Source organism: Streptomyces sp. NPDC059373 (genome assembly GCF_042751495.1).
Taxonomy (GTDB): Bacteria; Actinomycetota; Actinomycetes; order Streptomycetales; family Streptomycetaceae; genus Actinacidiphila.
This window is the reverse complement of sequence record NZ_JBHYXC010000002.1, coordinates 310,100-334,590: the sequence shown is the minus strand read 5'-3', so window position 1 is coordinate 334,590 and position 24,491 is coordinate 310,100. Positions and strand designations below refer to the sequence as shown.

22 protein-coding genes are annotated in these 24,491 nt (G+C 71.7%); 13 read left to right on the top strand and 9 right to left on the bottom strand.

Annotation, left to right across the window (positions count from 1 at the left end; genetic code table 11):
* Positions 1 to 57 precede the first annotated feature (57 nt).
* The 4 genes from ACFXJ5_RS05755 to ACFXJ5_RS05740 all read right to left on the bottom strand — a co-directional run bounded on the left by ACFXJ5_RS05755 (position 58) and on the right by ACFXJ5_RS05740 (position 4,691).
* Positions 58 to 1,029, bottom strand: coding sequence for an NAD(P)H-quinone oxidoreductase (locus tag ACFXJ5_RS05755; RefSeq protein WP_384627331.1), 972 nt, complete (start codon positions 1,027 to 1,029; stop codon positions 58 to 60).
* Between the two features lie 10 nt (positions 1,030 to 1,039).
* Complete coding sequence (locus ACFXJ5_RS05750) at positions 1,040 to 2,056, bottom strand: potassium channel family protein (protein WP_384627329.1); 1,017 nt, start codon at positions 2,054 to 2,056, stop codon at positions 1,040 to 1,042.
* A 356-nt stretch (positions 2,057 to 2,412) separates the two neighbouring features.
* Complete coding sequence (locus ACFXJ5_RS05745; protein ID WP_384627327.1) at positions 2,413 to 3,714, bottom strand: molybdopterin molybdotransferase MoeA; 1,302 nt, start codon at positions 3,712 to 3,714, stop codon at positions 2,413 to 2,415.
* Positions 3,711 to 4,691, bottom strand: coding sequence for an NTP transferase domain-containing protein (locus tag ACFXJ5_RS05740; protein WP_384627325.1), 981 nt, complete (start codon positions 4,689 to 4,691; stop codon positions 3,711 to 3,713). The genes ACFXJ5_RS05745 and ACFXJ5_RS05740 overlap by 4 nt, the downstream gene beginning before the upstream one ends.
* 56 nt (positions 4,692 to 4,747) lie before the next feature.
* Here ACFXJ5_RS05740 and ACFXJ5_RS05735 point away from each other — a divergent pair, with 56 nt between their 5' ends.
* From ACFXJ5_RS05735 to ACFXJ5_RS05715, 5 genes are all read left to right on the top strand, one after another.
* Positions 4,748 to 5,152, top strand: coding sequence for a hypothetical protein (locus tag ACFXJ5_RS05735; RefSeq protein WP_384627323.1), 405 nt, complete (start codon positions 4,748 to 4,750; stop codon positions 5,150 to 5,152).
* A gap of 119 nt (positions 5,153 to 5,271) precedes the next feature.
* The gene (locus ACFXJ5_RS05730; RefSeq protein WP_384627320.1) at positions 5,272 to 5,907 is read left to right on the top strand and encodes a PadR family transcriptional regulator; all 636 of its coding nucleotides are present in this window, start codon (positions 5,272 to 5,274) and stop codon (positions 5,905 to 5,907) included.
* 48 nt (positions 5,908 to 5,955) lie between these two features.
* Positions 5,956 to 6,690, top strand: a complete 735-nt coding sequence (locus ACFXJ5_RS05725; RefSeq protein ID WP_384627317.1) for an ABC transporter ATP-binding protein — start codon at positions 5,956 to 5,958, stop codon at positions 6,688 to 6,690.
* Positions 6,687 to 9,524, top strand: a complete 2,838-nt coding sequence (locus ACFXJ5_RS05720) for an FtsX-like permease family protein (protein ID WP_384627314.1) — start codon at positions 6,687 to 6,689, stop codon at positions 9,522 to 9,524. The genes ACFXJ5_RS05725 and ACFXJ5_RS05720 overlap by 4 nt, the downstream gene beginning before the upstream one ends.
* Positions 9,525 to 9,653: 129 nt before the next feature.
* Complete coding sequence (locus ACFXJ5_RS05715) at positions 9,654 to 10,211, top strand: bacterial proteasome activator family protein (RefSeq protein ID WP_384627311.1); 558 nt, start codon at positions 9,654 to 9,656, stop codon at positions 10,209 to 10,211.
* Between the two features lie 95 nt (positions 10,212 to 10,306).
* On the opposite strand, the gene ACFXJ5_RS05710 is transcribed toward ACFXJ5_RS05715, so the two are convergent.
* Complete coding sequence (locus tag ACFXJ5_RS05710; RefSeq protein ID WP_384627308.1) at positions 10,307 to 12,091, bottom strand: protein kinase domain-containing protein; 1,785 nt, start codon at positions 12,089 to 12,091, stop codon at positions 10,307 to 10,309.
* A 192-nt stretch (positions 12,092 to 12,283) separates the two neighbouring features.
* Here ACFXJ5_RS05710 and ACFXJ5_RS05705 point away from each other — a divergent pair, with 192 nt between their 5' ends.
* The gene (locus tag ACFXJ5_RS05705) at positions 12,284 to 13,888 is read left to right on the top strand and encodes a protein kinase domain-containing protein (protein WP_384627306.1); all 1,605 of its coding nucleotides are present in this window, start codon (positions 12,284 to 12,286) and stop codon (positions 13,886 to 13,888) included.
* Positions 13,889 to 13,918: 30 nt separating this feature from the next.
* On the opposite strand, the gene ACFXJ5_RS05700 is transcribed toward ACFXJ5_RS05705, so the two are convergent.
* From ACFXJ5_RS05700 to ACFXJ5_RS05690, 3 genes are all read right to left on the bottom strand, one after another.
* Positions 13,919 to 14,950: a phosphotransferase gene (locus ACFXJ5_RS05700; protein WP_384627303.1), complete on the bottom strand. Its 1,032-nt coding sequence runs from the start codon at positions 14,948 to 14,950 to the stop codon at positions 13,919 to 13,921.
* Between the two features lie 24 nt (positions 14,951 to 14,974).
* Complete coding sequence (locus ACFXJ5_RS05695; RefSeq protein WP_384627301.1) at positions 14,975 to 15,376, bottom strand: pyridoxamine 5'-phosphate oxidase family protein; 402 nt, start codon at positions 15,374 to 15,376, stop codon at positions 14,975 to 14,977.
* Positions 15,377 to 15,629: 253 nt separating this feature from the next.
* Positions 15,630 to 16,316 (bottom strand): response regulator, encoded by a 687-nt coding sequence (locus ACFXJ5_RS05690; RefSeq protein WP_384627298.1) that lies wholly within the window; start codon positions 16,314 to 16,316, stop codon positions 15,630 to 15,632.
* Positions 16,317 to 16,652: 336 nt separating this feature from the next.
* Here ACFXJ5_RS05690 and pdhA point away from each other — a divergent pair, with 336 nt between their 5' ends.
* From pdhA to ACFXJ5_RS05655, 7 genes are all read left to right on the top strand, one after another.
* A complete protein-coding gene (gene pdhA / locus ACFXJ5_RS05685) occupies positions 16,653 to 17,807 on the top strand; it encodes a pyruvate dehydrogenase (acetyl-transferring) E1 component subunit alpha (protein ID WP_384627295.1) in 1,155 nt (384 codons plus the stop codon).
* A gap of 1 nt (position 17,808) precedes the next feature.
* Positions 17,809 to 18,789 (top strand): alpha-ketoacid dehydrogenase subunit beta, encoded by a 981-nt coding sequence (locus tag ACFXJ5_RS05680; RefSeq protein WP_384627292.1) that lies wholly within the window; start codon positions 17,809 to 17,811, stop codon positions 18,787 to 18,789.
* A 9-nt stretch (positions 18,790 to 18,798) separates the two neighbouring features.
* Positions 18,799 to 20,214: a dihydrolipoamide acetyltransferase family protein gene (locus ACFXJ5_RS05675; protein WP_384627289.1), complete on the top strand. Its 1,416-nt coding sequence runs from the start codon at positions 18,799 to 18,801 to the stop codon at positions 20,212 to 20,214.
* A 115-nt stretch (positions 20,215 to 20,329) separates the two neighbouring features.
* The gene (locus ACFXJ5_RS05670) at positions 20,330 to 20,524 is read left to right on the top strand and encodes a hypothetical protein (RefSeq protein WP_384627286.1); all 195 of its coding nucleotides are present in this window, start codon (positions 20,330 to 20,332) and stop codon (positions 20,522 to 20,524) included.
* Between the two features lie 43 nt (positions 20,525 to 20,567).
* Entirely contained in the window at positions 20,568 to 21,599 is a 1,032-nt protein-coding gene (locus ACFXJ5_RS05665; protein ID WP_384627283.1) for a DNA polymerase III subunit beta family protein, read from the top strand.
* A 35-nt stretch (positions 21,600 to 21,634) separates the two neighbouring features.
* Positions 21,635 to 22,303, top strand: a complete 669-nt coding sequence (locus tag ACFXJ5_RS05660) for a GntR family transcriptional regulator (protein ID WP_384627280.1) — start codon at positions 21,635 to 21,637, stop codon at positions 22,301 to 22,303.
* Entirely contained in the window at positions 22,300 to 23,598 is a 1,299-nt protein-coding gene (locus ACFXJ5_RS05655; protein ID WP_384627277.1) for a nitrate/nitrite transporter, read from the top strand. The genes ACFXJ5_RS05660 and ACFXJ5_RS05655 overlap by 4 nt, the downstream gene beginning before the upstream one ends.
* Before the next feature lie 23 nt (positions 23,599 to 23,621).
* On the opposite strand, the gene ACFXJ5_RS05650 is transcribed toward ACFXJ5_RS05655, so the two are convergent.
* Positions 23,622 to 24,446, bottom strand: coding sequence for a maleylpyruvate isomerase family mycothiol-dependent enzyme (locus ACFXJ5_RS05650; protein WP_384627274.1), 825 nt, complete (start codon positions 24,444 to 24,446; stop codon positions 23,622 to 23,624).
* Positions 24,447 to 24,491: the final 45 nt, after the last annotated feature.

The window sequence follows — 24,491 nt, the reverse complement described above, 5'->3', positions numbered from 1 at the left end:
CACCCCGCCCCTTCCCGAACGCCGGACGGGCTGGATGGGGCGGGACGGGGAGCGCGGTCACACCACCAGCAGGACCTTGCCGATGTGGTCGCCGGCTTCGATGACGCGATGGGCCTCGGCGGCGTCGGGCATGGGGAGGGTGCGGTCGACGACCGGGCGGACGGTGCCGGCTTCGAGAAGGGGCCAGACGTGTTCGCGGACGGCGGCCACGATGGCGGCCTTTTCGTCGAGGGGGCGGCCGCGGAGGGAGGTGGCGGCGATGGCGGCGCGTTTGGCGAGGAGCTTGCCGAGGTGGAGCTCGGCTTTGACGCCGCCTTGGAGGCCGATGATGACGAGGCGGCCGTTGGTGGCCAGGACGTCCACGTTCCGGTCGAGGTATTTGGCGCCCATGATGTCGAGGATGACGTCGGCGCCGCCGTAGGCGCCGCGGACGGCCTCGACGTAGTCCTGGTCGCGGTAGTTGACAGTGAGGTCGGCGCCCAGTTCGCGGCAGCGGGCGAGCTTGGTCTCGGTGCCGGCGGTGACGGCGACCTGGGCGCCGACGGCCTTGGCGAGCTGGATGGCCATGGTGCCGATGCCGCTGGAGCCGCCGTGCACGAGCAGGGTCTCGCCGGGGCGGAGGTGGGCGACCATGAAGACGTTGGACCAGACAGTGGCGGTGACCTCGGGAAGGGCGGCCGCGGTGACCAGTTCGACACCCTTCGGCACGGGGAGGAGCTGGCCGGCCGGGACGGCGACGCGCTCGGCATAGCCCCCGCCCGCGAGCAGGGCGCAGACCTCGTCGCCGACGGCCCAGCCGGTCACGCCGGGGCCCAGCGCGGCGATCCGCCCGGAACACTCCAGGCCCGGATACGGCGAGGCCCCCGGCGGCGGGTCGTAGAAGCCCTGCCGCTGCAGCAGGTCGGCGCGGTTGACGGCGGCGGCCGCGATATCGACCAGTACCTCGCCCTCGGCCGGGACGGGATCGGGGACCTCGGCCCAGACGAGCGCTTCGGGGCCACCGGGTTCGGGGATGGTGATCGCATGCATGGAAGCGACGCTATGCGCTCGCGCGCCGGATGGCGATGATGCGGTCGGTGATCTCCAGCCGAGCCGCCTCAGGGTCGTCGTGGTCGAGCAGCCGGTGCCCGCGCTTGACCGACACGACCAGATCCCGCAGCTCTCGCGGAGCGCGTCCGGCCTCGTCCTTGGTGACGGGACGTTCGATCAGGTCAAGCCCACTGCCGTACGTGATCAGGTCCTCCATCACCTGTCCCGCGCTGGGGCTGAGCATCGACATGCCCAGGATGCGGCCCGCCGAACTCGAGCTGGTGATGACGGAGTTCGCACCGGACTGCCGCAGCAACGGCGCGTTCTCCTCCTCCCTTACGGAGACGACGACCGTCGCGCGCTTGTTGAGCTGCCGTGCGGTCAGCGTGACCAGCACCGCCGTGTCGTCGCGCTGCGTCGCGATCACGACATCCTTCGCCCGCTGCGTCTCCGCCCGCAGCAGTACGTCATTGCGCGTCGCGTCCCCCGTCACGCCCGCGAACCCGGCCGCCACCGCCGCCTCGACCGCCTTCGGATCCGGGTCGACCACCACGATCTGATCGGCCCGAATGCCATGCCCGACCAGGGTCTTGGCGGCCGACCGGCCCTTCGTGCCGTATCCGACGATGACGGTGTGGTCGCGCACGGTGGACCTCCAGCGCTGTTGCCGGTACTGCTCGCGGGTGCGCTCGGTGAGCACTTCGAGGGTCGTGCCGACCAGGATGATCAGGAAGAGCACCCGCAGCGGCGTCACAAGCAGCACATTGCTCAGCCGGGCGCCGGTGCTGTACGGGACGATGTCGCCGTAGCCGGTCGTCGAGAGGGTCACCGTCGCGTAGTAGACGGAATCCACCAGCGACACCGCGCCGTCCGCGTTGTCGTGATAGCCACCCCGGTCGGCATAGACGATGACCACCGTCGCGACCAGACATACCAGGGCGTACAGCAGCCTGCGCACCACCTGCCGCAGCGGCCCCGCACGCGCCCGCCTCGGCAGCAGCAACGCTGCGCCGCCCGCGACGCTCACGCCCCCGCCCCCCACTCAACAACCACCGGTGCCCACGGGGCGAGTGAGCCGAAGCGGAGCGGTCGCTGTCGAAATGGGGGCACCTCCCAGCGGAAGCGCTGGGGGAGAGAACGCGCGCAGTTCGCGAGGAACGAGCGAGCGAGCACGATCGACTGTCGACAGTGACTCAGCGCAGCGGAGGCGAACCGAGCCCACAAAAAAGGGGGAATCCGGTTCCCAGCCGCATGGCCCAGCCCCGGGGCCGTCCGGCGCGAAATGGCCCAGCCCCGGCGCCGTCCGGTGCGAAATGGCCCAGCCCCGGGGCCGTCCGGTGCGAAATGGCCCAGCCCCGGGGCCGTCCGGTGCGAACCCACCCCTCACCCCCCACTCCCCCAAGCCGCATCCAGCACCGCCGTCTCCGCGCCCTCCGCCGCGCCGCCGGGCGGGATGACGGCCATGCCGTCGGCGGCGGCGATGCCGCGCAGCATGGCGGGGCCGTTGAAGTGCAGCGGAACGACCCGCGAGTCCTCGTCGAAGATGACCGGGACAAGGCGGGTGTCCGTGGGGTGCCCGGGGACGGCGGCGGTGAGCCGGGCGGCGTACGGGATGGGCGCGGGCCGTCCGCCGAGCGTGCGCAGCAGGGGCGCGGCCAGGGTCAGGACGCCGGAGACGGCGGCGAGCGGGTTGCCGGGCAGGCCGACCAGGTGGCTGCCAGCGGGTAGTGCGGCGAGCAGCATGGGGTGGCCGGGGCGCACCGCAACGCCGTCGACCAGCAGCTTGGCGCCGACGCGGTCCAGGACGGGGTGGACGAAGTCGACCGGGCCCCCGGCAGTGCCGCCTGTGGTGATGATCAGGTCGGCGGTGGAGCCGGTGACGGCCTCGTAAAGAATGTCCGCGTCGTCCACGAGCCGCCGGGGCGCGGTCACTTCCGCCCCCAGCGCCCGCAGCCAGGCGGGCAGCATTGGCCCGAGGGCGTCCCGTACGCGGCCGCCGCGCGGCAGGCCCCGGTCCAGCAACTCGTCGCCGAGCACGAGGATGTCCACCCGGGGCCGGGTCGTCACCGCCAGTACGTCGTAGCCGGCCGCGGCGGCGAGGCCGAGCGCGGCCGGGGTGACCAGGGCGCCGGTGGCGAGGAGTTCGTCCCCGGCGCGGCATTCCTGGCCGCGCGGGCGTACGTCCTGGCCGGGCTCGGGCGCGCCCTGGGTGGCGTGCAGGGTGCGGCCGGCGGTGTCGGTGACGCCGTGCTCGCTGCGCAGTACGGCCGTGGCGCCGGGGGGCAGGGCGGCCCCGGTGGCGATCCCGACGGCGTGGCCGTCCGGCAGGGGCTCACCCGGGCGCTGCCCGGCCAGCAGTTGTCCCGCGAGCCGCCAGGGACCGGGTCCGGCCACGGCCCAGCCGTCCATGGCCGAGGTGTCGAAGGACGGCAGGTCGGTGAGTGCGGGCAGTGGCTCGGCCAGGGCGTGCCCCAGCGCTTCGCTCAGCGGCAGGGTGGTTCTGGCCAGCGGCGCCCCGGCGCGGCGGGCGATGCGGCGCGCCTCGGGCCAGGCGGTGGCGGTGGCGGTACCGGTGGAAGTCGCAGCGGCATGCGCAGCGGGCACGGCAGGCTGATCGTTCGCGAGGGCCAGCGCCTGGTCCAGCGCTTGAAGTTCGGCGTCCCGTGAGCCCGGTGAGGTGTTCACTCGGTCGACGATTCTCCGGTCGAAGGTCCCTCGGCAGACGACCCCGACGATCCCGACGACCCGGAAGCCCCCGAGGACCCGGAAGCCCCCGACGACCCCGACGACCCGGAAGCCCCAGACGACCCAGACGACCCCGACGACTCCTTGGCCCAGCGCTCGGCCAGCGCGGTGGCCTTGCGGGACGCCTCGGCGACGGCTTCCGGGCCGCCGCCGGCCTGCGCGGCCGCGTAGCCGACCAGGAAGGTGGTCAGCGGGGCGGCAGGGCGGGCGACGCCGTGGGCGGCATCCCTGGCCACGTCCAGCAGAACGGAGATGTCGACGTCGAGATCGATCCCGAGGTCGGCCTTGGCTGCGGCGATCCATTCATCCAACACGTTCCCATGCTCCCTGATGTGGGCCCTTGCTGTGGAGAGGTCGTCCCAGGTGTCGCAGTCGAACGACGCGTTCCCGGTCGGGTCCGGCAGCCGTCGCAGCGCCAGCTCGTGCGTCAGCATGCGCAGCGGCAGCCCGGCGACGCCGCCGTGCTCGGTGGAGATCAATGCGAGCTCGCGGCGCAGCGCCTCGGTGCGGTAGGCGGCGGCGAGCGGCTGGTCGCGGCCGTCCGGGTCGGTGAGGACGACGCCTTCGTATGCCGGCCCGGCGGCCAGCTCGGTGAGCAGGGCGTCGGCTGTCGTACGGGTCAGAAAGGGCAGGTCGGCGGCGAGAAGCAGGACGTATTCGGCGGTGACCCCGCGCAGTCCCGCCCCGACAGCCGCGAGCGGGCCGCCGCCCGGCGGGTCCTCCCGGGACCAGTGGACCGGGCGCGCGGTGGGCCGGCGGGGCCCGACCACGACCGTCGTCCCGGCTCCGGCGCACGCGTCGAGCACTCGGTCGATCAGCGCCCGCCCCGCGACGGCGAGGCCCGGTTTGTCCGCCCCGCCGAGGCGCCGGGCGGCGCCGCCTGCGAGGACGACTGCGTCATACGCTGCGTGCTTCATCCCGTGAGTGTGACTCCTGTGGGGCGCGAACGGCAGGGGTGTGTGAGCCTGCTGGTATGAAGTGGGATATATCGGGCGTACGGATGGCAGCGGCCGTGCTGGCCGTGGGTGCGGTCGCCGGTGCCGTGGTGGGCGCCGTCCCTTCCTCCGTTCCCCCGCACGCGCCCCCCACCCCTCTGGCCGGCGATCGGGCGGACGTGGGCCGGGAGCATCCGGGGCGGCCGCAGACAGGCCCGCTGCGGGTGCCCGTGCCGGACGCGGCGGCGCCCGTACTTGCCACCCCGGATTCGGGAAACGCCCCGGACTCGGACCCGGAGTCGGACCCGGGGTCGGGCTCGGATCCCACGAGGGCGGAGTCGGGCAGCGAGGTGGCGCTCGAGGTACTGCCGCTGGGGGTCGGACTCACCCTGATGGGTGCGGGGCTGGGCTTTGTCGGGCTACGACTGCGCCGGGGCCGCTGAGCCGCCCCCATATCCGGCCGACCGAGCCGCACCCCCGTACGCCCACCGACCCACACCCCCCGTGCGGGCTGGCCTGCGGTGCTTGCCGGAGGCGTACATACTCGGTATACATACTCGGTATGTCGATCCGCCACGGGCTTCTGGCCCTCCTAGACCGAGGCCCTCGCTACGGCTACCAACTGCGCACGGAGTTCGAGTCACGCACCGGTGCGACCTGGCCGCTCAACGTCGGGCAGGTGTACACGACGCTCGCCCGGCTCGAGCGCGACAGCCTGGTCGTACCCGCCGGGGAGGACGACAGCGGACACGCGCTGTACGCGATCACGGACGCGGGCCGTACCGAGTTGCGCGAGTGGTTCGCGAGGCCGGTGGACCGGAAGAGCCCGCCACGGGACGAGCTGGCCATCAAGCTGGCGATGGCGGTGGGATCGCCCGAGGTCGACATCCGGGCGGTGATCCAGGCACAGCGGCTGCACACCATCAGGGCGATGCAGGACTACACGCGGCTGAAGGCGCAGGCCATCGAAACGGGCCCGACCACCCGTGACGAGGTCGCGTGGCTGCTGGTGCTGGAGCAGTTGATCTTCTCCGCCGAGGCCGAGGCCCGCTGGCTGGACCACTGCGAGGCACGGCTCGTACGCCTCGCCGAGTCGATCGGGCGGGCCGATGCCGACGACGACCCCAAGGGTCAGGCGGACAGCACGGACTCCGCCACCCATCCCACCCATCCCACCCATCGCCCGGCGCGTCGCTGAGACCGCCGGGCCCACACACATCGGCACCATTAGTAGGGGGAAACACTCATGCAAAAGGATCAGCCAGTCCTGCGCTTGCAGGAACTGACCCGGGTACACGGCAGCGGGGCGACCGAGGTGCACGCGCTGCGGGGAATCGACCTGGACGTCTTCCCGGGCGAACTCGTTGCCGTCATGGGCCCGTCCGGCTCCGGCAAGTCCACCCTGCTCACGATCGCGGGGGGCCTGGACATGCCGACGTCGGGCAAGGTCCTGGTCGAGGGCACGGACATCACGACCGCCTCCCGCAAGCAGATGGCCGCACTGCGCCGCCGCAGCATCGGCTACGTGTTCCAGGACTACAACCTGATCCCGGCGCTGACCGCCGCCGAGAACGTGGCGCTGCCCCGCGAGCTGGACGGCACCTCGGCCCGCAAGGCGCGCCGGGAGGCGGTCGCGGCGCTGGAGGAGATGGGCCTCGGCCACCTCGCGGACCGCTTCCCGGACGAGATGTCGGGCGGGCAGCAGCAGCGGGTGGCCATCGCCCGCGCGCTGGTGGGCGACCGGCGCCTGGTGCTGGCGGACGAGCCGACCGGTGCGCTGGACTCGGAGACTGGGGAGTCGGTGCTGGGGCTGCTCCGGGCGCGGTGCGACGCGGGGGCGGCCGGGGTGCTGGTGACCCATGAGCCGCGCTTCGCCGCGTGGGCGGACCGGGTGGTGTTCCTGCGGGACGGCTCGGTGACCGACACGACGCTTCGCTCGCAGGCGGAAACGCTTCTGCAGGGCGGGGTGGCCGCGCAGTGAGCACTCCCTTCCACGCCTGGCGGGCGGCGATACGGATCGCCCGCCGCGACGCCTGGCGCTTCAAGGGCCGCAGCGTGCTGGTCCTGAGCATGATCGCGCTGCCCATCGTCGGCGTGAGCGCCATCGACATCACCATCCGCAGTTCCGCCCTGACCACGGAGCAGCAGCTCACCCGGGACATGGGCGCCGCCGACGCCCGCCTGGACGGCGGCGGCAACGGCAACACGCCGATCTACCAGGGCCTGGACGACCACCAGTACACGCAGGTTGACGAGAAGGCCCCCTACAGGTCCGATCCCACCGACATCACCAAAGCCTTCCCGGCCGGAGTGCGGACGCTGGAGGACACCAGCGGCTCGGCCAAGTCCCGTACGACGCACGGTCTGCTCGACGTCGACATACGCGAGCTGAAGGCCGCCGACCCGATGGCCGCCGGGATCCTGGCGCTCAAGCAGGGGCACTTCCCGGGGCAGCCGGACGAGGTGGCCGCGACCACCGAGTTCCTCAAGCAGAGCGGGCTCAGGGTCGGCGACGAGGTGAGCTTCCGGGACTTCGACCGCACGTACACCGTCACCGGTTCCTACGAGCTCCCCGACAATCTCAAAGACGTGCAGCTCAACGCCCTGCCGGGCGCCTTCCTGGCTCCGTACGCGAAGGCCCTCACCGCGAAGGGCCTGTCGTCCCCCGATGCCACGGTCTCCTACCTCGCCGACGTCAAAAGCAGCGATGGTTTCACGTGGAACATGGTGAAGCAGGCCAACACCGAGGGTGTCTACGTCACTTCACGCGCCGTCAAGCTCGACCCGCCGGCCCGTTCCGAGGTGCCGTTGTACGTCAAGCACCCCGAGTACGGGACCTCGTCGGGCAGCAGCACCGGGTCGAACACCGCGCTGCTCGCCACGACCGCGACCGTCGTCGGTCTGGCCATGCTGGAGATCTGCCTGCTCGCCGGGCCCGCCTTCGCCGTGGGCGCCCGGCGCTCGCGGCGCCAGCTCGGCCTGGTCGGCGCCAACGGCGGCGACCGGCGGCACATCCGTGCGATCGTGCTGGCCGGCGGCGGGGTCATCGGGGCCGTGGCCGCCGTGACCGGCACCGCGCTGGGGCTCGGCCTGACCGTACTGCTGCGGCCGGTCCTGGAGGACTACGCGGGCCAGCGCTTCGGCGGCATCGAAATCCGCCCCCTGGAACTGCTCGGCATCGCGCTGCTGGCCCTGGCCACCGGGCTGCTGGCGGCGATCGTGCCCGCCGTGGCCGCGTCCCGGCAGAGCGTGCTGTCCTCGCTGACCGGACGGCGCGGGATCCGCCGGGCCAATCGCGTGCTGCCGGTCTTCGGCGCGGCAGCGGTGTGCCTGGGCACGGGCCTCGCCTTCATCGGCGCGACCGACACCGACAACATCCTCGCGGTGGGCGGCGGCTCGGCCATCGCCGAACTGGGCGTCGTCGCGCTCACCCCGACCCTGGTCGGCCTCTTCGGCCGGCTCGGGCGCTGGCTGCCGCTGTCCCCCCGCCTCGCGCTGCGTGACGCCGTACGCAACCGGGGCCGCACCGCGCCCGCGGTGGCCGCGGTCCTGGCCGCGGTCGCGGGTACGGTCGCCATCGCCACGTACGCCGCCAGCAGCGACCAGGAGTCCCGGAACGGATACACCGCGTCCCTGCCGAACGGCGCGGTCAGCCTGACCGTCGACACCGCCGGCAGCCGGCAGCTGCCCGCGGTGAAGACCGCGGTGGAGAAGGACCTCCCGGTCGCGGGGGCGGCGGACGTCAGCCGGATCGTCGTGGGCGAGAAGACCTGCGACGTGTGGTCGTCCGACAGCGGCTGCGGCTACAGCCAGCTGATCACGCCCAAGGCCAACACGTGCCCCCTGAACGACGAGAGCGGCGACAAGTTGTCAGTCGCCCAGAAGCGCACGTGGACCAAGGACTGGCGCTGCGTCTCGGCCTACCGGCCGGCGGCGGTGGAGACCAACGACGGCATCCTGGTCGGCGGCGCGAGCATCCTCACTGCGCTCGGCGTCCATGACGCAGCGGCCGAGAAGGCGCTCGCCGACGGCAGGGCAGTGGTGTTCGACAAGCGGCAGGTCGACAAGGACGGCCGGATCACCCTCGCACTGATCAAGGACTACGCCAACTCGGACGACACCAGCGCCGAGAAGTCCCCGCACAAGACCTTCGCGGCGTACCGGCCCAGGACCGGGAAGACCAACGGCTACGGCGTCACCGCCGTGCTGTCACAGGCCGCCGCCCAGGCCGCCGGGGTGCGCACCGTGCCGTACGGGCTGATCGTCAGCACCCAGCGGATGCCCAGCAGCACCGAGCGGCAGACCCTCGCCGGGGCGCTCGACAAGCTGGGCGTGCAGGCCAACGTCCGGGTCGAGGAGGGCTACGTCAGCAAGAACAGCGTGATCATGCTGGCCCTCGCGATCTTCGCCGGCCTGGTCACCATCGGCGCCGCCGGTATCGCCACCGGCCTCGCCCAGGCCGACGCCGAACCGGATCTGCGGACCCTGACCGCCGTCGGCGCGCCCCCGCGGGTACGCCGTACGCTGTCCGGCTTCCAGTGCGGCGTGGTGGCCGCGATGGGTGTGGTGCTCGGCTCCGCGGCCGGCACCCTGCCCGCCGTGGGGCTGCGCAAGGCCGAGGAACGGCAGGCGCTGAAGCAGTACCACCAGTCCCTCGACAACGGCTGGGGCCTCAGCAGCGTGCCGCACACGCCGATCGTGGTGCCGTGGGCGACGCTGGCCGCCCTGATCGTGGCCGTACCGCTGGGCGCGGCGCTGCTCGCGGCGCTGGTCACGAAATCGCGCTCCGGGCTGGCCCGTCGCTCGGAGGGCTGAGCCGCCGGATCGGGCCCCCGCTGCCGATCCGGTCCCCGGCGGTAGGCTGGGGGAGGGTCGGCAGCGGTCCCGAATCCCGGGGGCCGACCGGCGCGAGGCACGCGCAGAGGATCGGTGACAATGGACGGCATGGAGATGCCGATGAACGAACGGTCGCAGGAGAGCCCGCAGGTCCTGGTCGTCGGCCCGGACGGGATGTCCCTCGGCGGCCTCAACCCTGGCGGCGGCGATCAGCAGCGCGAGGTTCCCGTGACGGAGATGGTTGAGCAGCCGGCGAAGGTCATGCGGATCGGCAGCATGATCAAGCAGCTCCTGGAGGAGGTTCGCGCGGCACCTCTTGACGAGGCCAGCCGGGTACGTCTCAAAGAGATCCACCGCAGCTCCGTGAAGGAGCTGGAGGACGGGCTGGCGCCCGAGCTGGTCGAGGAACTGGAAAGACTGTCCCTCCCGTTCACCGACGAGACCATTCCGACCGAGGCCGAACTCCGCATTGCCCAGGCTCAGTTGGTGGGCTGGCTGGAAGGCCTCTTCCACGGGATCCAGACCGCCCTGTTCGCCCAGCAGATGGCCGCCCGCGCCCAGTTGGAGCAGATGCGCCGGGCTCTGCCGCCGGGTGTCGGCGGGCACGAGGGTGCCGAGGAGGACGGCGCCGGCAACCAGGGCGCCCGCTCGGGGCCGTATCTGTAGGGGAGTCCGCAGGGACGGGACGCAGGACGTATCCGTAAAGAGGGCCCGGCACGCGAACAGCGTGCCGGGCCCCTTCGTCGTTCGGTACCGGCCGGTCAGCCGGACTTGCCGGTGGAGACCCAGATGGTGACGGTGTCCTTGTCCGGGTTGAAGTCGTCGATGCTCTCAGGCTTCTGGTCGACGACCGTGCCCTTGCCGTACACCGACTCGTCCTGGTACTTGATCTTGTACTTCCAACCGGCGTTGTCCATGCAGGACTTCACCGAGTCGACGTACTTGCTGTAGAAGTCCGGCATGTAGACCGAGTTGCCGTCGCCGAGGTAGCTCTTCGTCGCGTCGGTGCAGCGCGAGGACTCGATCGTGCGGGTCTGGTCGCCCTGGCTGACGCTCGGATCCGGCGTGCCGTTGTCGTCGGAGGACGTGGTGGCGGCGTTCGACGTGGCGGTGTCCGTGGCGGTCGGGTAGGTGTCGGAGGCGTTGGTGTTTCCGCTGCTGCCCATCCGCACGATGAGGACGATCACCACGATGACCGCTATCACCGCGACCACCGCGCCGATGGCGATCACGGCGGTCGAGCCCCCGCCGCCCCGGCTGCCGGCACCGCCCGGACGCTGCTGCTGCGGCGCGGCGGGCCGCATCGTGTACGCCGGGGTGGGCTGCCGCTGGGCCGCCTGCGGGTAGCCGTAGCCCGGGCCGGGGGGCGGGGTCTGGCCCCAGCCGCCCTGCTGAGGTGCGTACGGGGGCGGGGTCTGAGGAAGCGGACTCTGCGGAAGCGGACTCTGCGGCGGCGGGGTCTGGTGAAGCATCTGGGGCACGGGGGTCGCCTGAGGCATCTGGGGCGCCTGGTACGGAGTCTGCACCTGCGGCGGCGGGGTGTGCAGATCCCCCTGCACCGGCGGGAAGACCGCCGACGAGACGCCCTCGCCGCGCCCGCGCGCCCTCGGTCCCTCGCCGATGACCAGCGGGGTGGCCGCCCCGCCGCTCGCCTGCTCGCCCCGGATCACCCGGTCCGACTCGTCCCGCATCGCCTCGGCGGTCGGGAACCGCTCCGCCGGGTTCTTCTTCAGTGCCCGCGACACCAGCGCGTCAACGGCGGGCAGCACCGCGCGGTTGAACTGGGACGGCGACGGCGGGAGCTCCTGCACATGCTGATAGGCGATCGCCAGCGGCGAGTCCCCGTCGAAGGGCAGCCGGCCGGTCAACAGCTCGAAGAGCATGCAACCCACCGAATAAAGGTCGGAACGCTCGTCCACGCCCCGGCCCAGCGCCTGCTCCGGCGACAGATACTGCGGGGTGCCGACCACCATGCCGGTCTGGGTCATCGAGGTGACCCCCGACTGCATGGCCCGCGCGATGCCGAAGTCCATGACCTTGACCACACCACGCCGGTTCAGCATCACGTTGCCGGGCTTGATGTCCCGGTGCACCAGACCCATGCTGTGGCTCTCCGCGAGCGCCGCCAGCACATCCCCGCAGATCTTCAGCGCCTTCTCGGTCGGCATTGCGCCGAACTGCGCGACATCCTCGTCGAGCACCGTGCGCAGCGGCTTGCCCTCGACGTACTCCATGACGATGTACGGCACGAGCGCGCCGTCGATGGTGTCCTCGCCCGAGTCGAAGACCGACACGATGTTGGTGTGGTTGAGCTTCGCCACCGCCTGCGCCTCGCGCCGGAAGCGCTCCCGGAAGGACGCTTCCCGGCCGAGTTCCGAGTGCAGCGTCTTGACGGCGACCGGCCGGTCGAGCACGGTGTCATGCGCCAGATGCACGGCGGCCATGCCGCCCTGTCCGAGCAGGTCACGCAGCACGTAGCGGCCCCCGCCGACCGAGCGTCCCGCGTAATTCCCCCGCGCGCCGTCGCCGGCGGATTCCCCGCTCATCAGTACCGCTTCCCCCTTGAAATCCACGTCTGCCCGCCAAGTCTGCCCTAGCTCCTATCGAGGTCAAGTTCGTTGACCTGTTCGTCACCGGATGCGTATGAATCCCTCCACAACTCGGTCGGTCACATCACCGATACCGGGGAACGCTGTAGCGTGGGAAGTTAGAGGTGTCGACAGCGACGGCGAGGACAAATGGCACATACGACAGCCGCAGGGGGCCCCAATGAGCCCTCCGCAGCCGGCCACGGCGTGCCCGATTCGCCTGAGATGTGGGGGGTCGGGGGCCTCGTCGGCGATGGCCGCTACCGCCTGACCCACCGTCTCGGCCGGGGCGGCATGGCCGAGGTCTTCGCGGCCGAGGACGTACGCCTCGGACGCATCGTCGCCGTCAAGCTGCTGCGCTCCGACCTCGCCGAGGACCCCGTCTCCAAGGCCCGCTTCACCCGCGAGGCCCAGTCCGTCGCCGGCCTCAACCACCACGCCGTCGTGGCCGTCTACGACTCCGGCGAGGACGCCACGCCCACGGGTGCCGTCGTCCCCTACATCGTCATGGAGCTGGTCGAGGGCCGTACGATCCGCGAACTGCTGGTCGACTCCGACGAACCGCCCCCGGTCGAGCAGGCCCTCGTCATCGTCGCGGGCGTCCTCGAGGCGCTCGCCTACAGCCACCAGCACGGCATCGTCCACCGCGACATCAAGCCCGCCAACGTCATCATGACCGAGACCGGCGCGATCAAGGTCATGGACTTCGGCATCGCCCGGGCCCTGCACGGCGCGTCCACGACGATGACGCAGACCGGCATGGTCATGGGCACCCCGCAGTACCTGTCGCCGGAACAGGCCCTGGGCAAGACCGTCGACGCCCGGTCCGACCTCTACGCGACGGGCTGTCTGCTGTACGAACTGCTGGCGCTGCGCCCGCCGTTCGTCGGCGAGACCCCGCTGTCGGTGGTCTACCAGCACGTCCAGGACGAGGCCCGGCCGCCGTCCGCGATCAGCGACCGCGTCCCGCCCGAGCTCGACGGGCTCGTCATGCGGGCACTCGCCAAGCACCCGGACGACCGCTTCCAGACCGCCGAGGAGATGCGCGGCGTTCTGCTGTACGCGGCCGGCATGCTGCGCGAGCAGGGCGGCTACACCGGCACCTGGAACACCGGCTTCGTCGCGCACTCCGGCGCCTCCACCCCCGCCATGGGCCTGCCCGGCCAGGCCACCCCCGCCACGCGTGGCGGCCACCCGGACCACACCACGGCGCAGTTCGGCGCCCCCCTGCTGCTCGGTGCCCCCGGCGGGCTCGTCGACCACGACACGCTGCCGCCAGGCCATGGCGGCCCGGGCGGCGGTGGCGGCGACCGGCGTTGGGTGAAGCCGGTCCTCTTCGTCCTGGCCGCCGCGCTGGCCGTCTCGCTCGGCGTCTACTTCGCGATCACCGGTACCAGCGGCTCCGGTACGGCGGACAACCCGACGCCGACGCAGTCCCAGACAACGGACCAGCAGACCAGCGCGCCGACCCAGCAGGACACGTCGACCAGCACCGACAACAGCACCGGCGGCCCGACCCAGTCGTACAGCTCCTCCCCCTCGCCGACCGAGTCCGCCTCGCCGAGCACCTCGCCCACCACCAAGGAGCCCACCAGCGCAGCCCCCACGACCACCGCGCCCACCACCACCCCCACCGACTCCGCCACGCCCACCGACACCTCCACCGGCACCAGCACGGACACCGCCGGCTCGGGCACGGGCGGCGTCGGCGACACCGGCCTGACCTCGGCGGGCGGGACCGACGGGGGCACTTGACTGCCGGGCCTGTCCCGAGGGGCGTGAGGCCTAGCCCGTGAAAGCGTCCCGCACCGCGTCGTACGCGCCGGTCCACCAGACCGCGAGCGCGGAGGCGGCCGGGAAGAGCGGATCCGCGCGGCGGTCGCGGCGCTGGTAACGCCAGCGGAGCATCCAGAAGTCATTGAGGCGTTCCCACCAGACGCGGTGCACGGCTGCGGCCAGCTCGTCCGGCGGGGCGCCGGTGGCGAGACGGTAGGCGCGGGCGTACGCGCGGACCTTGGCGAGGTCGAGGGTGCCGGCGGGCTGGACGAAGAAGATCACGGCAGCCCGTACCGCCTCCTCCGCGCGGGGCTGGACGCCGAGGCGGTCCCAGTCGACGATCGCGACCGGCTCGTCCTCGCGGTAGAGCAGGTTGAGCGGGTGGAAGTCGCCGTGCACCCAGCCGGTGACCGGCTCCCCGGCGTCCGGGGGCCGGCGGTGGGCGTGCCGCTCCAGCAGGGCCCGGCGCTCCAGGAGCCGGTGCTCCGCCAGCTCGTCGAAGGTCTCGCGGGGGCGGTGGCCGCGCACCTGCTCCAGCAGATCGTCGATCAGGGCGAAGGTCCGCTCGGGGTCGGCGCTGACATGGTGGCCCGGGTCGGCGGGCTGCGGCTGCACCTGCTCCAGGCGGGTGTGGACCAGCCCGAGCAGCGCACCCAGCCGCCGGGACTGGCCGGTGGTCAACTCGGCGCCCTCACGGTGCTGTCCGTCGACCCACGGGTAGAGCGCGAAGCAGCGGCCGCCGAGCACCACGACCGTGCCGCCGTCGATGTCGGGCAGCGGCGGCGCGACGGGCAGCCCCAGCTCGTCGAGGCGCTGGGTGGCCCGGTGTTGACGGGCGATGACCGAGCGGTCGGCGGTGGCGGAGTCCACGTACAGCTTGAGGAAGAAACGGCCCCGGGTGGTCGCCAGGTGGTAGCCGCGGTTCAGCAGGCCCTCGGCGACGGGCTCACAGGACAGCGGGGCGCCGGCGTTCTCGTAGCGGCGCAGCAGCGCGTCCAGCGTTTCGCCGGTGGGCGGCGCCGTCGCCGTGCTCCCGATCACCCGGCCGATGGTAGATCACGCGGCTCACCCTTCCGCGCGGTATACGCGATACGAGCTCGCGTACCTCGGTTCGATCCGCAGGTACGCCGGCTCGAACGGCTCCCCGTCCGCCGACACCGGCAGCCCCCCGAAGAGCTCGCACTGCGCCTCGGTGGGCGTGAACGCGCTCGCGGTCCCGGTGATGTGCGCCACCCACGCGTCCGGCTGCGCGGTCGCCGTGTTGTCGGCCACGTACGCGACCACCGCGCCGTCGCCCGCCCGGTGGACGCCCCAGCCCCGGTGTGTACGGAGGATGATCTGTCCGTCGGCCACGACATGCCGCGCCACGGCTACGTACGGCAGCGCTCCGCGGGTCAGGGCGAGGCGTCCGTAGGGCACTGCGGCCAGCATCGCGAGGGCCGCCTCGCGCTCGGGGTCGGTGGGCATGCGTCCACCGTGCGGTGTGCCAGCGCTGCCGGAACAGGGGCTCCGGCCCCCTGTCCGGTGGGTCCTTGGTCCCGTCTCGTGGTCGGCTGCACGCCCGTGGTCGGGTTGTGCCAGCCTCCCCCAAAGCTTCCTTTGGGAGGTGCCCCCACCCCCAGCCTTCGGCCGGGGGGACCCCCACCTCGCTTCGCTCGCCTTGGGGGCACCTCCCAGCGTCTAGCTGGGGGAGGACGGCCTACCCACAACCCGAGTGACGCTATCGGCCGCGCTCGGCCCGCGTACGGGCGACGTAGGCCGCGGCCTGGGTGCGGCGCTCCATGCCGAGCTTGGCCAGCAGGGAGGAGACGTAGTTCTTGACGGTCTTCTCGGCGAGGTGGAGGCGTTCGCCGATCTGGCGGTTGGTGAGGCCTTCGCCGATGAGGTCGAGGATGCGGCGTTCCTGGTCGGTGAGGCCGGCGATGGCGGGCTCGGGCTCGGGGGTGCCGGTGCGGAGGCGTTCGAGGACGCGGGCGGTGGCGACGGGGTCGAGGAGGGACTTGCCGGCGGCGACGTCGCGGACGGCGCCGACGAGGTCGCTGGCGCGGATGTCCTTGAGCGCGTATCCAGCGGCGCCCGCCATGATGGCGTCGAAAAGCGCCTCGTCGTCGGCGTAGGAGGTGAGCATGAGGCACCTGGTCGACGGTTCCCGGGAGCGGATGTCGCGGCAGACCTCGACGCCGCTGCCGTCCGGGAGCCGTACGTCGAGGACGGCGACGTCGGGCCGGGCGGCGGGGATCCGGGCGAGCGCCTCGGCCGCGGTGCCTGCCTCGCCGACGACGGTGATGTCGGGTTCGGAGGAGAGCAACTCGTGGACACCACGGCGGACGACTTCGTGGTCGTCGAGGAGGAAAACCCTGATGACCCCGTCTGCTCCGTTTGGAGTGTTTCCGCCCTGTTCGCTCACTATCTCAGCCTCGCACAGGATTCGATCCCCTGGCCTCTTACGCAGCTTCGAGTCCTCGGGATACCGTGCGGTTGTCCCGGTGACCCACGGTTGGCCTGCGAGAACCTTGCGAGAACCTCGATTTACTAGGAAATCCAAGCAAAACCGCAGGTAAGACACTCTTCGCGCGAAAGCGGAAGGTGTGGGTAACGTTCGTTTTGCAGGGCTGCCTGCCGGGGCGAGACAACACTCCCGGCTCGGCCGTGCCGCACACACCCCGTGCGCCGTGTCGAGGCGGGTAGGAGCCGCACTGGCCACCGGCGGATCCCGGGGGCCGGACAGACGGAGGAGCGAAGCGTGAGCGTGAAGAGCACTGCCGCGAAGCCCCGTACGCCCCGTACGGGCACGGGTACCCGCGGCGGCGCGAAGCGCCGTGGGGGCACTGGCGAGCCGGAACTCGTACAGCTGCTGACCCCTGAGGGCGAGCGCGTCCAGCACAGTGAGTACTCCATCGACCTGAGCCCTGACGAGCTGCGGGGCCTGTACCGGGACATGGTGCTGACCCGTCGCTTCGACGCCGAGGCCACCTCCCTGCAGCGGCAGGGGGAGCTGGGCCTGTGGGCCTCGCTGCTGGGCCAGGAGGCCGCACAGATCGGTTCGGGCCGGGCCACCCGCCCCGACGACTACGTCTTCCCGACGTACCGCGAGCACGGCGTCGCCTGGTGCCGCGGGGTGGACCCGGCGAATCTGCTGGGGATGTTCCGAGGGGTGAACCACGGCGGGTGGGACCCCAACGAGAACAACTTCCACCTCTACACGATCGTGATCGGCTCGCAGACGCTGCACGCCACGGGCTACGCGATGGGCGCGGCCATGGACGGCACGGACTCCGCCGTCATCGCGTACTTCGGGGACGGCGCCTCCAGCCAGGGCGACGTCGCCGAGGCCTTCACCTTCGCCGCCGTCTACAACGCGCCGGTGGTGTTCTTCTGCCAGAACAACCAGTGGGCGATCTCCGAGCCCACCGAGAAGCAGACCCGCGTCCCGATCTACCAGCGCTCGGCCGGCTTCGGCTTCCCGGGCGTCCGGGTGGACGGCAACGACGTGCTGGCGGTGCTGGCGGTCACCAAGGCGGCCCTTGAGCACGCCCGCAGCGGGCAGGGCCCGATGCTGGTGGAGGCCTTCACCTACCGCATGGGCGCGCACACCACCTCCGACGACCCCACCCGCTACCGCCTGGACGAGGAGCGGGAGCAGTGGGAACGCAAGGACCCGATCCTTCGTTTGAGGACCTACCTGGAGAAGGAAGGCCTGGCCGACGAGGCCTACCTCGCCGGCATCGAGGCGGAGAGCGAGGCCCTGGGCAAGCGGGTCCGCGAGGCCGTACGCACCATGCCGGACCCGGACACGATGGCGATCTTCGAGAACGTCTACGCGGACGGGCACGCGCTCGTCGACGAGGAGCGGGCGCAGTTCGCCGACTACCTCGCGACCTTCGAGGAGGGCCACTGACATGGCGACCACGACCATGACCATCGCCAAGGCCCTGAACGAGGCACTGCGCAAGTCCCTGGAGACCGACCCCAAGGTCGTCCTCATGGGCGAGGACATCGGAAAGCTCGGCGGTGTCTTCCGCATCACGGACGGCCTGCAGAAGGACTTCGGCGAGAACCGGGTCATCGACACCCCGCTCGCCGAGTCCGGCATCGTCGGCACCGCCATCGGCCTGGCCCTGCGCGGCTACCGGCCGGTGGTGGAGATCCAGTTCGACGGCTTCGTCTTCCCCGCGTACGACCAGATCGTCACCCAGCTCGCCAAGATGCACGCCCGTGCGCTCGGCAAGATCAAGCTGCCGGTGGTCATCCGCATCCCGTACGCGGGCGGCATCGGCGCGGTCGAGCACCACTCCGAGTCCCCCGAGGTGCTGTTCGCGCACATCCCGGGCCTCAAGGTGGTCTCCCCCTCGAACCCGCAGGACGCCTACTGGATGCTCCAGCAGGCCATCGACTGCGACGACCCGGTCATCTTCTTCGAGCCCAAGCGGCGCTACTGGGACAAGGGCGAGGTCGACCCCACCGCCATCCCGGCCCCGCTGCACACCGCCCGTACGGTGCTCGACGGCACGGACCTCACCCTGGCCGCGTACGGGCCGATGGTGAAGGTCTGCCTCGAGGCCGCTGCCGCGGCCGCCGAGGAGGGCCGTAGCCTTGAGGTCGTGGACCTGCGGTCACTGTCGCCGGTGGACTTCGACACCCTCCAGGCGTCGGTGCAGAAGACCGGACGCCTGGTGACAGTGCACGAGGCCCCGGTCTTCCTCGGCATGGGTGCCGAGCTCGCGGCCCGGATCACCGAGCGGTGCTTCTACCACCTGCAGGCACCGGTGCTACGGGTCGGCGGCTTCCACGCCCCCTACCCGCCGGCCCGGCTGGAGGAGGAGTACCTGCCAGGGCTTGACCGGGTACTCGATGCCGTCGACCGCGCGCTGGCGTACTAGGAGAGGGTTGTGACGACCGTGACTGCACAGCGCTTCCGCGAGTTCAAGATGCCCGACGTGGGCGAAGGACTCACCGAGGCAGAGATCCTCAAGTGGTACGTCAAGCCCGGCGACCCCGTCACCGACGGCCAGGTCGTCTGCGAGGTCGAGACCGCCAAGGCCGCCGTGGAACTGCCCATCCCCTTCGACGGCGTCGTGCACGAGCTGCACTTCGGCGAGGGCGACACGGTGGACGTCGGCACGGTGATCATCGCCGTCGACACCGACCCGGGCGCCCCGGCCGAGGAGTCGGCCCCGGCCGCCGAGCCGGTGGTCCAGGCGGCCCCGGCGGCCTCGGCGGCCGAGCCGGTGGCCGAGCCCGTGGCCGTGAAGCCGCCCGAGCCGGAGGCGCCGAAGCGGCAGCCGGTGCTGGTCGGCTACGGCGTCGCCGCGTCCTCGACCAAGCGCCGCCCGCGCAAGAAGGCCGCGGTGCCGGCCCAGGCCAAGGCCGGTCCCGAGCTGAACGGCCACGCCGGCGTGACCGAGCCCCGCCCGCTGGCCAAGCCGCCGGTGCGCAAGCTCGCCAAGGACCTCGGCGTGGACCTGGCCGGCGTCACCCCGACCGGCCCGGGCGGCGTCATCACCCGCGAGGACGTCCAGGCCGCTCTCGCCCCGGCGGTGCCCGCCCCGGCGTCCGTGGCTTCGCCTGTCGTGCCCGAGCCGGTCACCTCCGTCCAGCCGTCGGCGCGGGAGACCCGGGTGCCGATCAAGGGCGTACGCAAGGCCACGGCCGCCGCGATGGTGGCCAGCGCCTTCACGGCCCCGCATGTGACGGAGTTCGTGACCTTCGACATCACCCGCACCATGCGGCTCGTCCAGGAGCTCAAGGCCGACCCGGCCTTCGCCGGGCTCAAGGTCAGCCCTCTGCTGCTGGTCGCCAAGGCGCTGCTGGTCGCGATCCGCCGCAACCCGGACGTCAACGCCGCCTGGGACGAGGCCCGCCAGGAGATCGTCCACAAGGGCTACGTCAACCTCGGCATCGCCGCCGCCACCCCGCGCGGGCTCATCGTCCCCAACATCAAGGACGCCCACGCCAAGACCCTGCCCGAACTGGCCGCCGCCCTCGGCGAACTCGTCGCCACCGCCCGCGAGGGCCGCACCTCCCCTGGCGACATGCAGGGCGGCACCGTCACCATCACCAACGTCGGCGTCTTCGGCGTCGACACCGGCACTCCCATCCTCAACCCCGGCGAATCCGCGATCCTCGCCTTCGGCGCCGTCAAGGAACAGCCCTGGGTCCACAAGGGCAAGGTCAAGCCCCGCCAGGTCACCACCCTCGCCCTCTCCTTCGACCACCGCCTCGTCGACGGCGAGCTGGGTTCCAAGGTCCTCGCCGACACGGCGGCGATCCTGGAATACCCCAAGCGCCTCATGACCTGGGCCTAGCGACAGCGCGGGGCCCGGACGTACACACGTCCGGGCCCCGCGTCACGCGTGGCTCCACCACCCTGCGGGTGATTCGTGCGGATATGTACGGAGAAACCCTTCGGGAGGTATCGCCGTGGCCGTATCGATCTCCGTGGTCCTGCTGCTCCTGGTCCTGGCCCTTGTCCTGCTCCGCAGCAAGGCCCTCAAGTTCTCGCACGCCCTGCTCTGCGTCCTGCTCGGGTTCTGCCTCTCCGGCACCAGCCTCGCGCCCACCATCGCCTCCGGCATCACCGCCACCGCCGAGGTGGTGGGTAGCCTGCACCCTTGAGGCGCTTGACCCTCGACCTTGTCGAGCCCCCAGAGTCCTCCCCATGGAGAGCGACATGCGCAGCATCGGCGAGTTGGCCCGCGACAGCGGGTTGTCCGTCAGTGCGCTGCGGTTCTACGACGGGGCCGGGGTGCTGACGCCGGCCTGGACGGACCCGCGGAGTGGCTATCGCTGGTACGGCGACGAGCAGTTGCCCGACGCCCGGCTGGTCGCGCGGCTGCGCCGGGTGGGGATGCCGCTGCCGGAGATCCGGCGGGTGCTGGCGGAGCGGGCGGCGGATCCGGAGGCCGTACGCGGGCTGCTCGACGCGCATGTGCGGCGCCTCGAGGACGGTCTGGCCGACGCGCGGCGTGAGCTCTCCACCGTACGAGCCCTACTCGCACCGGAGGCACACAAGATGACCCGACTGACCATCCCCGCACCGGAACTGGCGGCGGCCCTGGACGCCGTGCGCTTTGCGGCGAGCACCGACCCGGAGTTGCCGTCGCTGGGCGGCGTGCTGTTCGACGTGGAAGGCGGCGTGCTGACGCTGGTCGCCACCGACCGCTACCGGCTCGCGGTGGCGCGGGTGCCGGTGGAGCCCGCCGACGCCGAGGCGCTGAGCGTGATCGTGCCGACCGCGCTGGCCAACGAGATCCGGGCCCTGCTGGACGGGGCCGGCGCGGCCGAAGTGGGCTTCGACGGCGACCGGATCACCGCCGAGGCGGCCGGCGGCAAGGCCACCGGGGTGCGGCTGGACCACGACTATCCGGACTACCGCCGCCTCACCAGGCTCGACGACGCCGTCCACCGCGTCACCGTCGAGGCGGCAGCCCTCCGTGACTCCCTGGCCGCCGGCTCCGAGGCCGTCCGCGTCCTCACCGTCACGCCGGACGGCAGCCTCGTGGTCGCCGACAAGGCTGCTGAAGGGATCGGCGTCAACCGGGACTTCCTGCTCGACGCCCTTGCCGCAGGGGGCCGTGAGCAGCTCGTCCTGGAGCTGGGTGGCCCGATCAGCCCGCTGGCCATCCGGCTCCCCGACCGGGACGACTCCTTCTCGCTCGTGATGCCGGTCCGTATCGCGGACGGCGACTGACCCGGTACCCATCTTGTATCTATGATGTGCTCATCATGGATTCCACCGGTACGAACACGACCACGATCGCCAAGCAGCCGCCGGCCGCCGAGCGCGTCTACACCCACGTCAAGCAGGCCGTTCTCGACCGCCGCTACGAGGGCGGGACGCTCCTGAGCGAGGGCGAACTGGCCGAGGCCGTAGGCGTCTCGCGCACCCCCGTGCGCGAGGCGCTGCTGCGGCTGGAGGCGGAAGGGCTGCTGAAGCTCTACCCGAAGAAGGGCGCACTCGTGCTGCCGGTGTCGGCGCAGGAGATCGCCGACGTCGTGGAGACCCGGCTGCTGGTGGAGCTGCATGCGGCGGAGAAGGTCGCGCCGGCGTCCCCGCAGCTCGCGGCGCGGCTCGAAGAACTGCTGGAGGAACAGCGGACCCATGCGGCGGCTGGCGACCTGGCGGCGTTCGCGGTCGCGGACCGGTCCTTTCACGCGGAGATCGTGCGGGCGGGCGGGAACAGGATTCTGGCCCAGCTCTACGACCAGTTGAGGGATCGTCAGCTACGGATGGGGGTGGCGACGATGAACGCGGAGCCGGACCGGATCGCCAAGAACATCGCGGAACACACGGAGATCCTCGAAGCGCTGCGGGCCGGGGACACCGGCGCCGCCCTCACCCTGGTCGAGCGGCACGTCAGCTGGGTCAACTTCCTCGCCCGGGGCGAGCTGTGAGCGCCGGCACGACCGAAGAGCCGCCCGGCGGCCGGCAGGCCGTCGCCGTCTGGTCCATCGGCACCCTGGTCTACATGGTGGCCGTCGTCCACCGCACCAGCCTCGGCGTGGCCGGCATCGACGCGGCGACGCGCTTCCACATCGGCGCCTCCGCCCTCTCGACCTTCTCGATCCTCCAACTCCTGGTCTACGCCGGCATGCAGATACCCGTCGGCCTCATGGTGGACCGGCTCGGCACCAAGCGCGTCCTGACCATCGGCATCGTCCTGTTCACGGTCGGCCAGCTCGGCTTCGCGCTGTCGCACTCGTACGGAATGGCGCTGGCCGCCCGCGCGGTGCTGGGCTGCGGTGACGCCATGACCTTCGTGAGCGTGCTGCGGCTGGGCTCGCGGTGGTTCCCGGCGCGGCGCGGGCCGATGATCGCGCAGGGCGCGGCGCTGTTCGGGGTGGCGGGCAACCTGATGAGCACGGTGCTGCTGGCCAGGCTGCTGCACTCGGCCGGGTGGACGCCGACCTTCGTGGGGACGGCGCTGGGCGGTGCGCTGGTCCTCGTACTGGTGCTGCTGTTCATGAAGGATCACCCCGAGGGCTTCGAGCCGGCGCCCGCCGACCACCTCGGCGCGGGCTATGTGAAGCGGCAGATCGCGCTGGCCTGGCGGGAGCCGGGGACGCGGCTGGGGATGTGGGTCCATTTCACCACGCAGTTCTCCGCGATGGTGTTCCTGCTGCTGTGGGGGCTGCCGTACCTGGTCGAGGCGCAGGGCATGTCGCGGGAGGCGGCCGGCACGCTGCTGACCGTGGTCGTGATCGCCAACATGGTCTTCGGGATGCTCTTCGGCCAGGTCATCGGCCGCCACCACGGGGCGCGGATGCCGCTCGCGCTCGGCGTGATCGGCGCCACGGCGGCGATGTGGGCGCTGGTCCTGGCCTGGCCGCAGGCGCATGCCCCGCTGTGGCTGCTGCTCCTGCTCTGCGTGGTGCTCGGCTCCTGCGGGCCCGCCTCGATGATCGGCTTCGACTTCGCCCGCCCGGCCAACCCGCCCGAGCGCTTCGGTACGGCCACCGGCATCGTCAACATCGGCGGCTTCACGGCCTCCATGCTGACGCTGCTCGCGATCGGCGTGCTGCTGGACGCCACCGGCGACAACTACCGCGTCGCCTGGTCCAGCGTCTTCGTCCTCCAGGCCCTGGGAGTCACCCAGATCCTGCGACTGCGCGGCCGTGCCGCCCGGCTGGAGCGGCAGCGGGTGGCGGTCAGCCGCGTGGAGAGCGTTCACGTCCCCGCCGGCACCTGAGGGACGTGAACGCCTGAAGTGTCCTACGGCGTGACGGCGATGTGGGCGAGGATCCGCTCCGCCAGGGCCTCGTCGCCCTCGACCTTGACGTGATCGGCGACCGCCTGCGGCCGCACCCGGCCGCAGGCCAGCCGGACGAACGTCTCCCAGTCCGTGGTCAGCGTCACGGCCGGGCCCAGCGACACACTGCCGTCTATCGTGCCGTGCCCCTGGTCGTCGACCCGGACCGTACGCATGAACTCCACCGGCCCGTGGACGTCGATGACCACGGCGGAACCGGGCTTGGCGCCCGCGTCCTTGGCGACCGTCTTCGGCATCGCGGCCAGCAGCCAGTCGCGGGCGTAGCCGGCCGCGGGGGAGTCCAGGTTGCCCGGCTTGCCCAGCGCGCGGCGCAGATCCTGCTCGTGCGCCCAGACGTCGAACACGCGCTGCCACAGCAGGTTTTCGAGGGTCGTGTCGCCGTAGCCCGGGCTGCGTACGGTCGTGTCGGGCTCGCGCGACTCGTTCCGCAGCTGACGGGACCGGCGGATGATCGTGTACTCCAGCTCGCCGGTCATCTCCGGCGCGGTGTGGTGGCGCCGCTTGTCGACCGGCACCTCCATGTAGCGCGCGAACTCGCTGTGGATGTGGCGGAGGTCTATCGGCAGCGTGTGGATGGGGCGCGGATCGCCGAGCAGCTCGCACTCCAGACCGATGACGTGCGACACGACATCGCGCACCGACCAGTAGGGACACGCGGTGGGCCGGTTCCACTCGCCTTCGGCGAGGGGGCTGACCAGTTCGGATATGGATTCTATGGAGTGGGTCCAGGCGTCGATGTACGGCTGGAGCTTGCTGTGGACGGTCACGGGACCCCTCGACGGTCGGACGCGGTCGTAGTGGTGTGCGCCTAA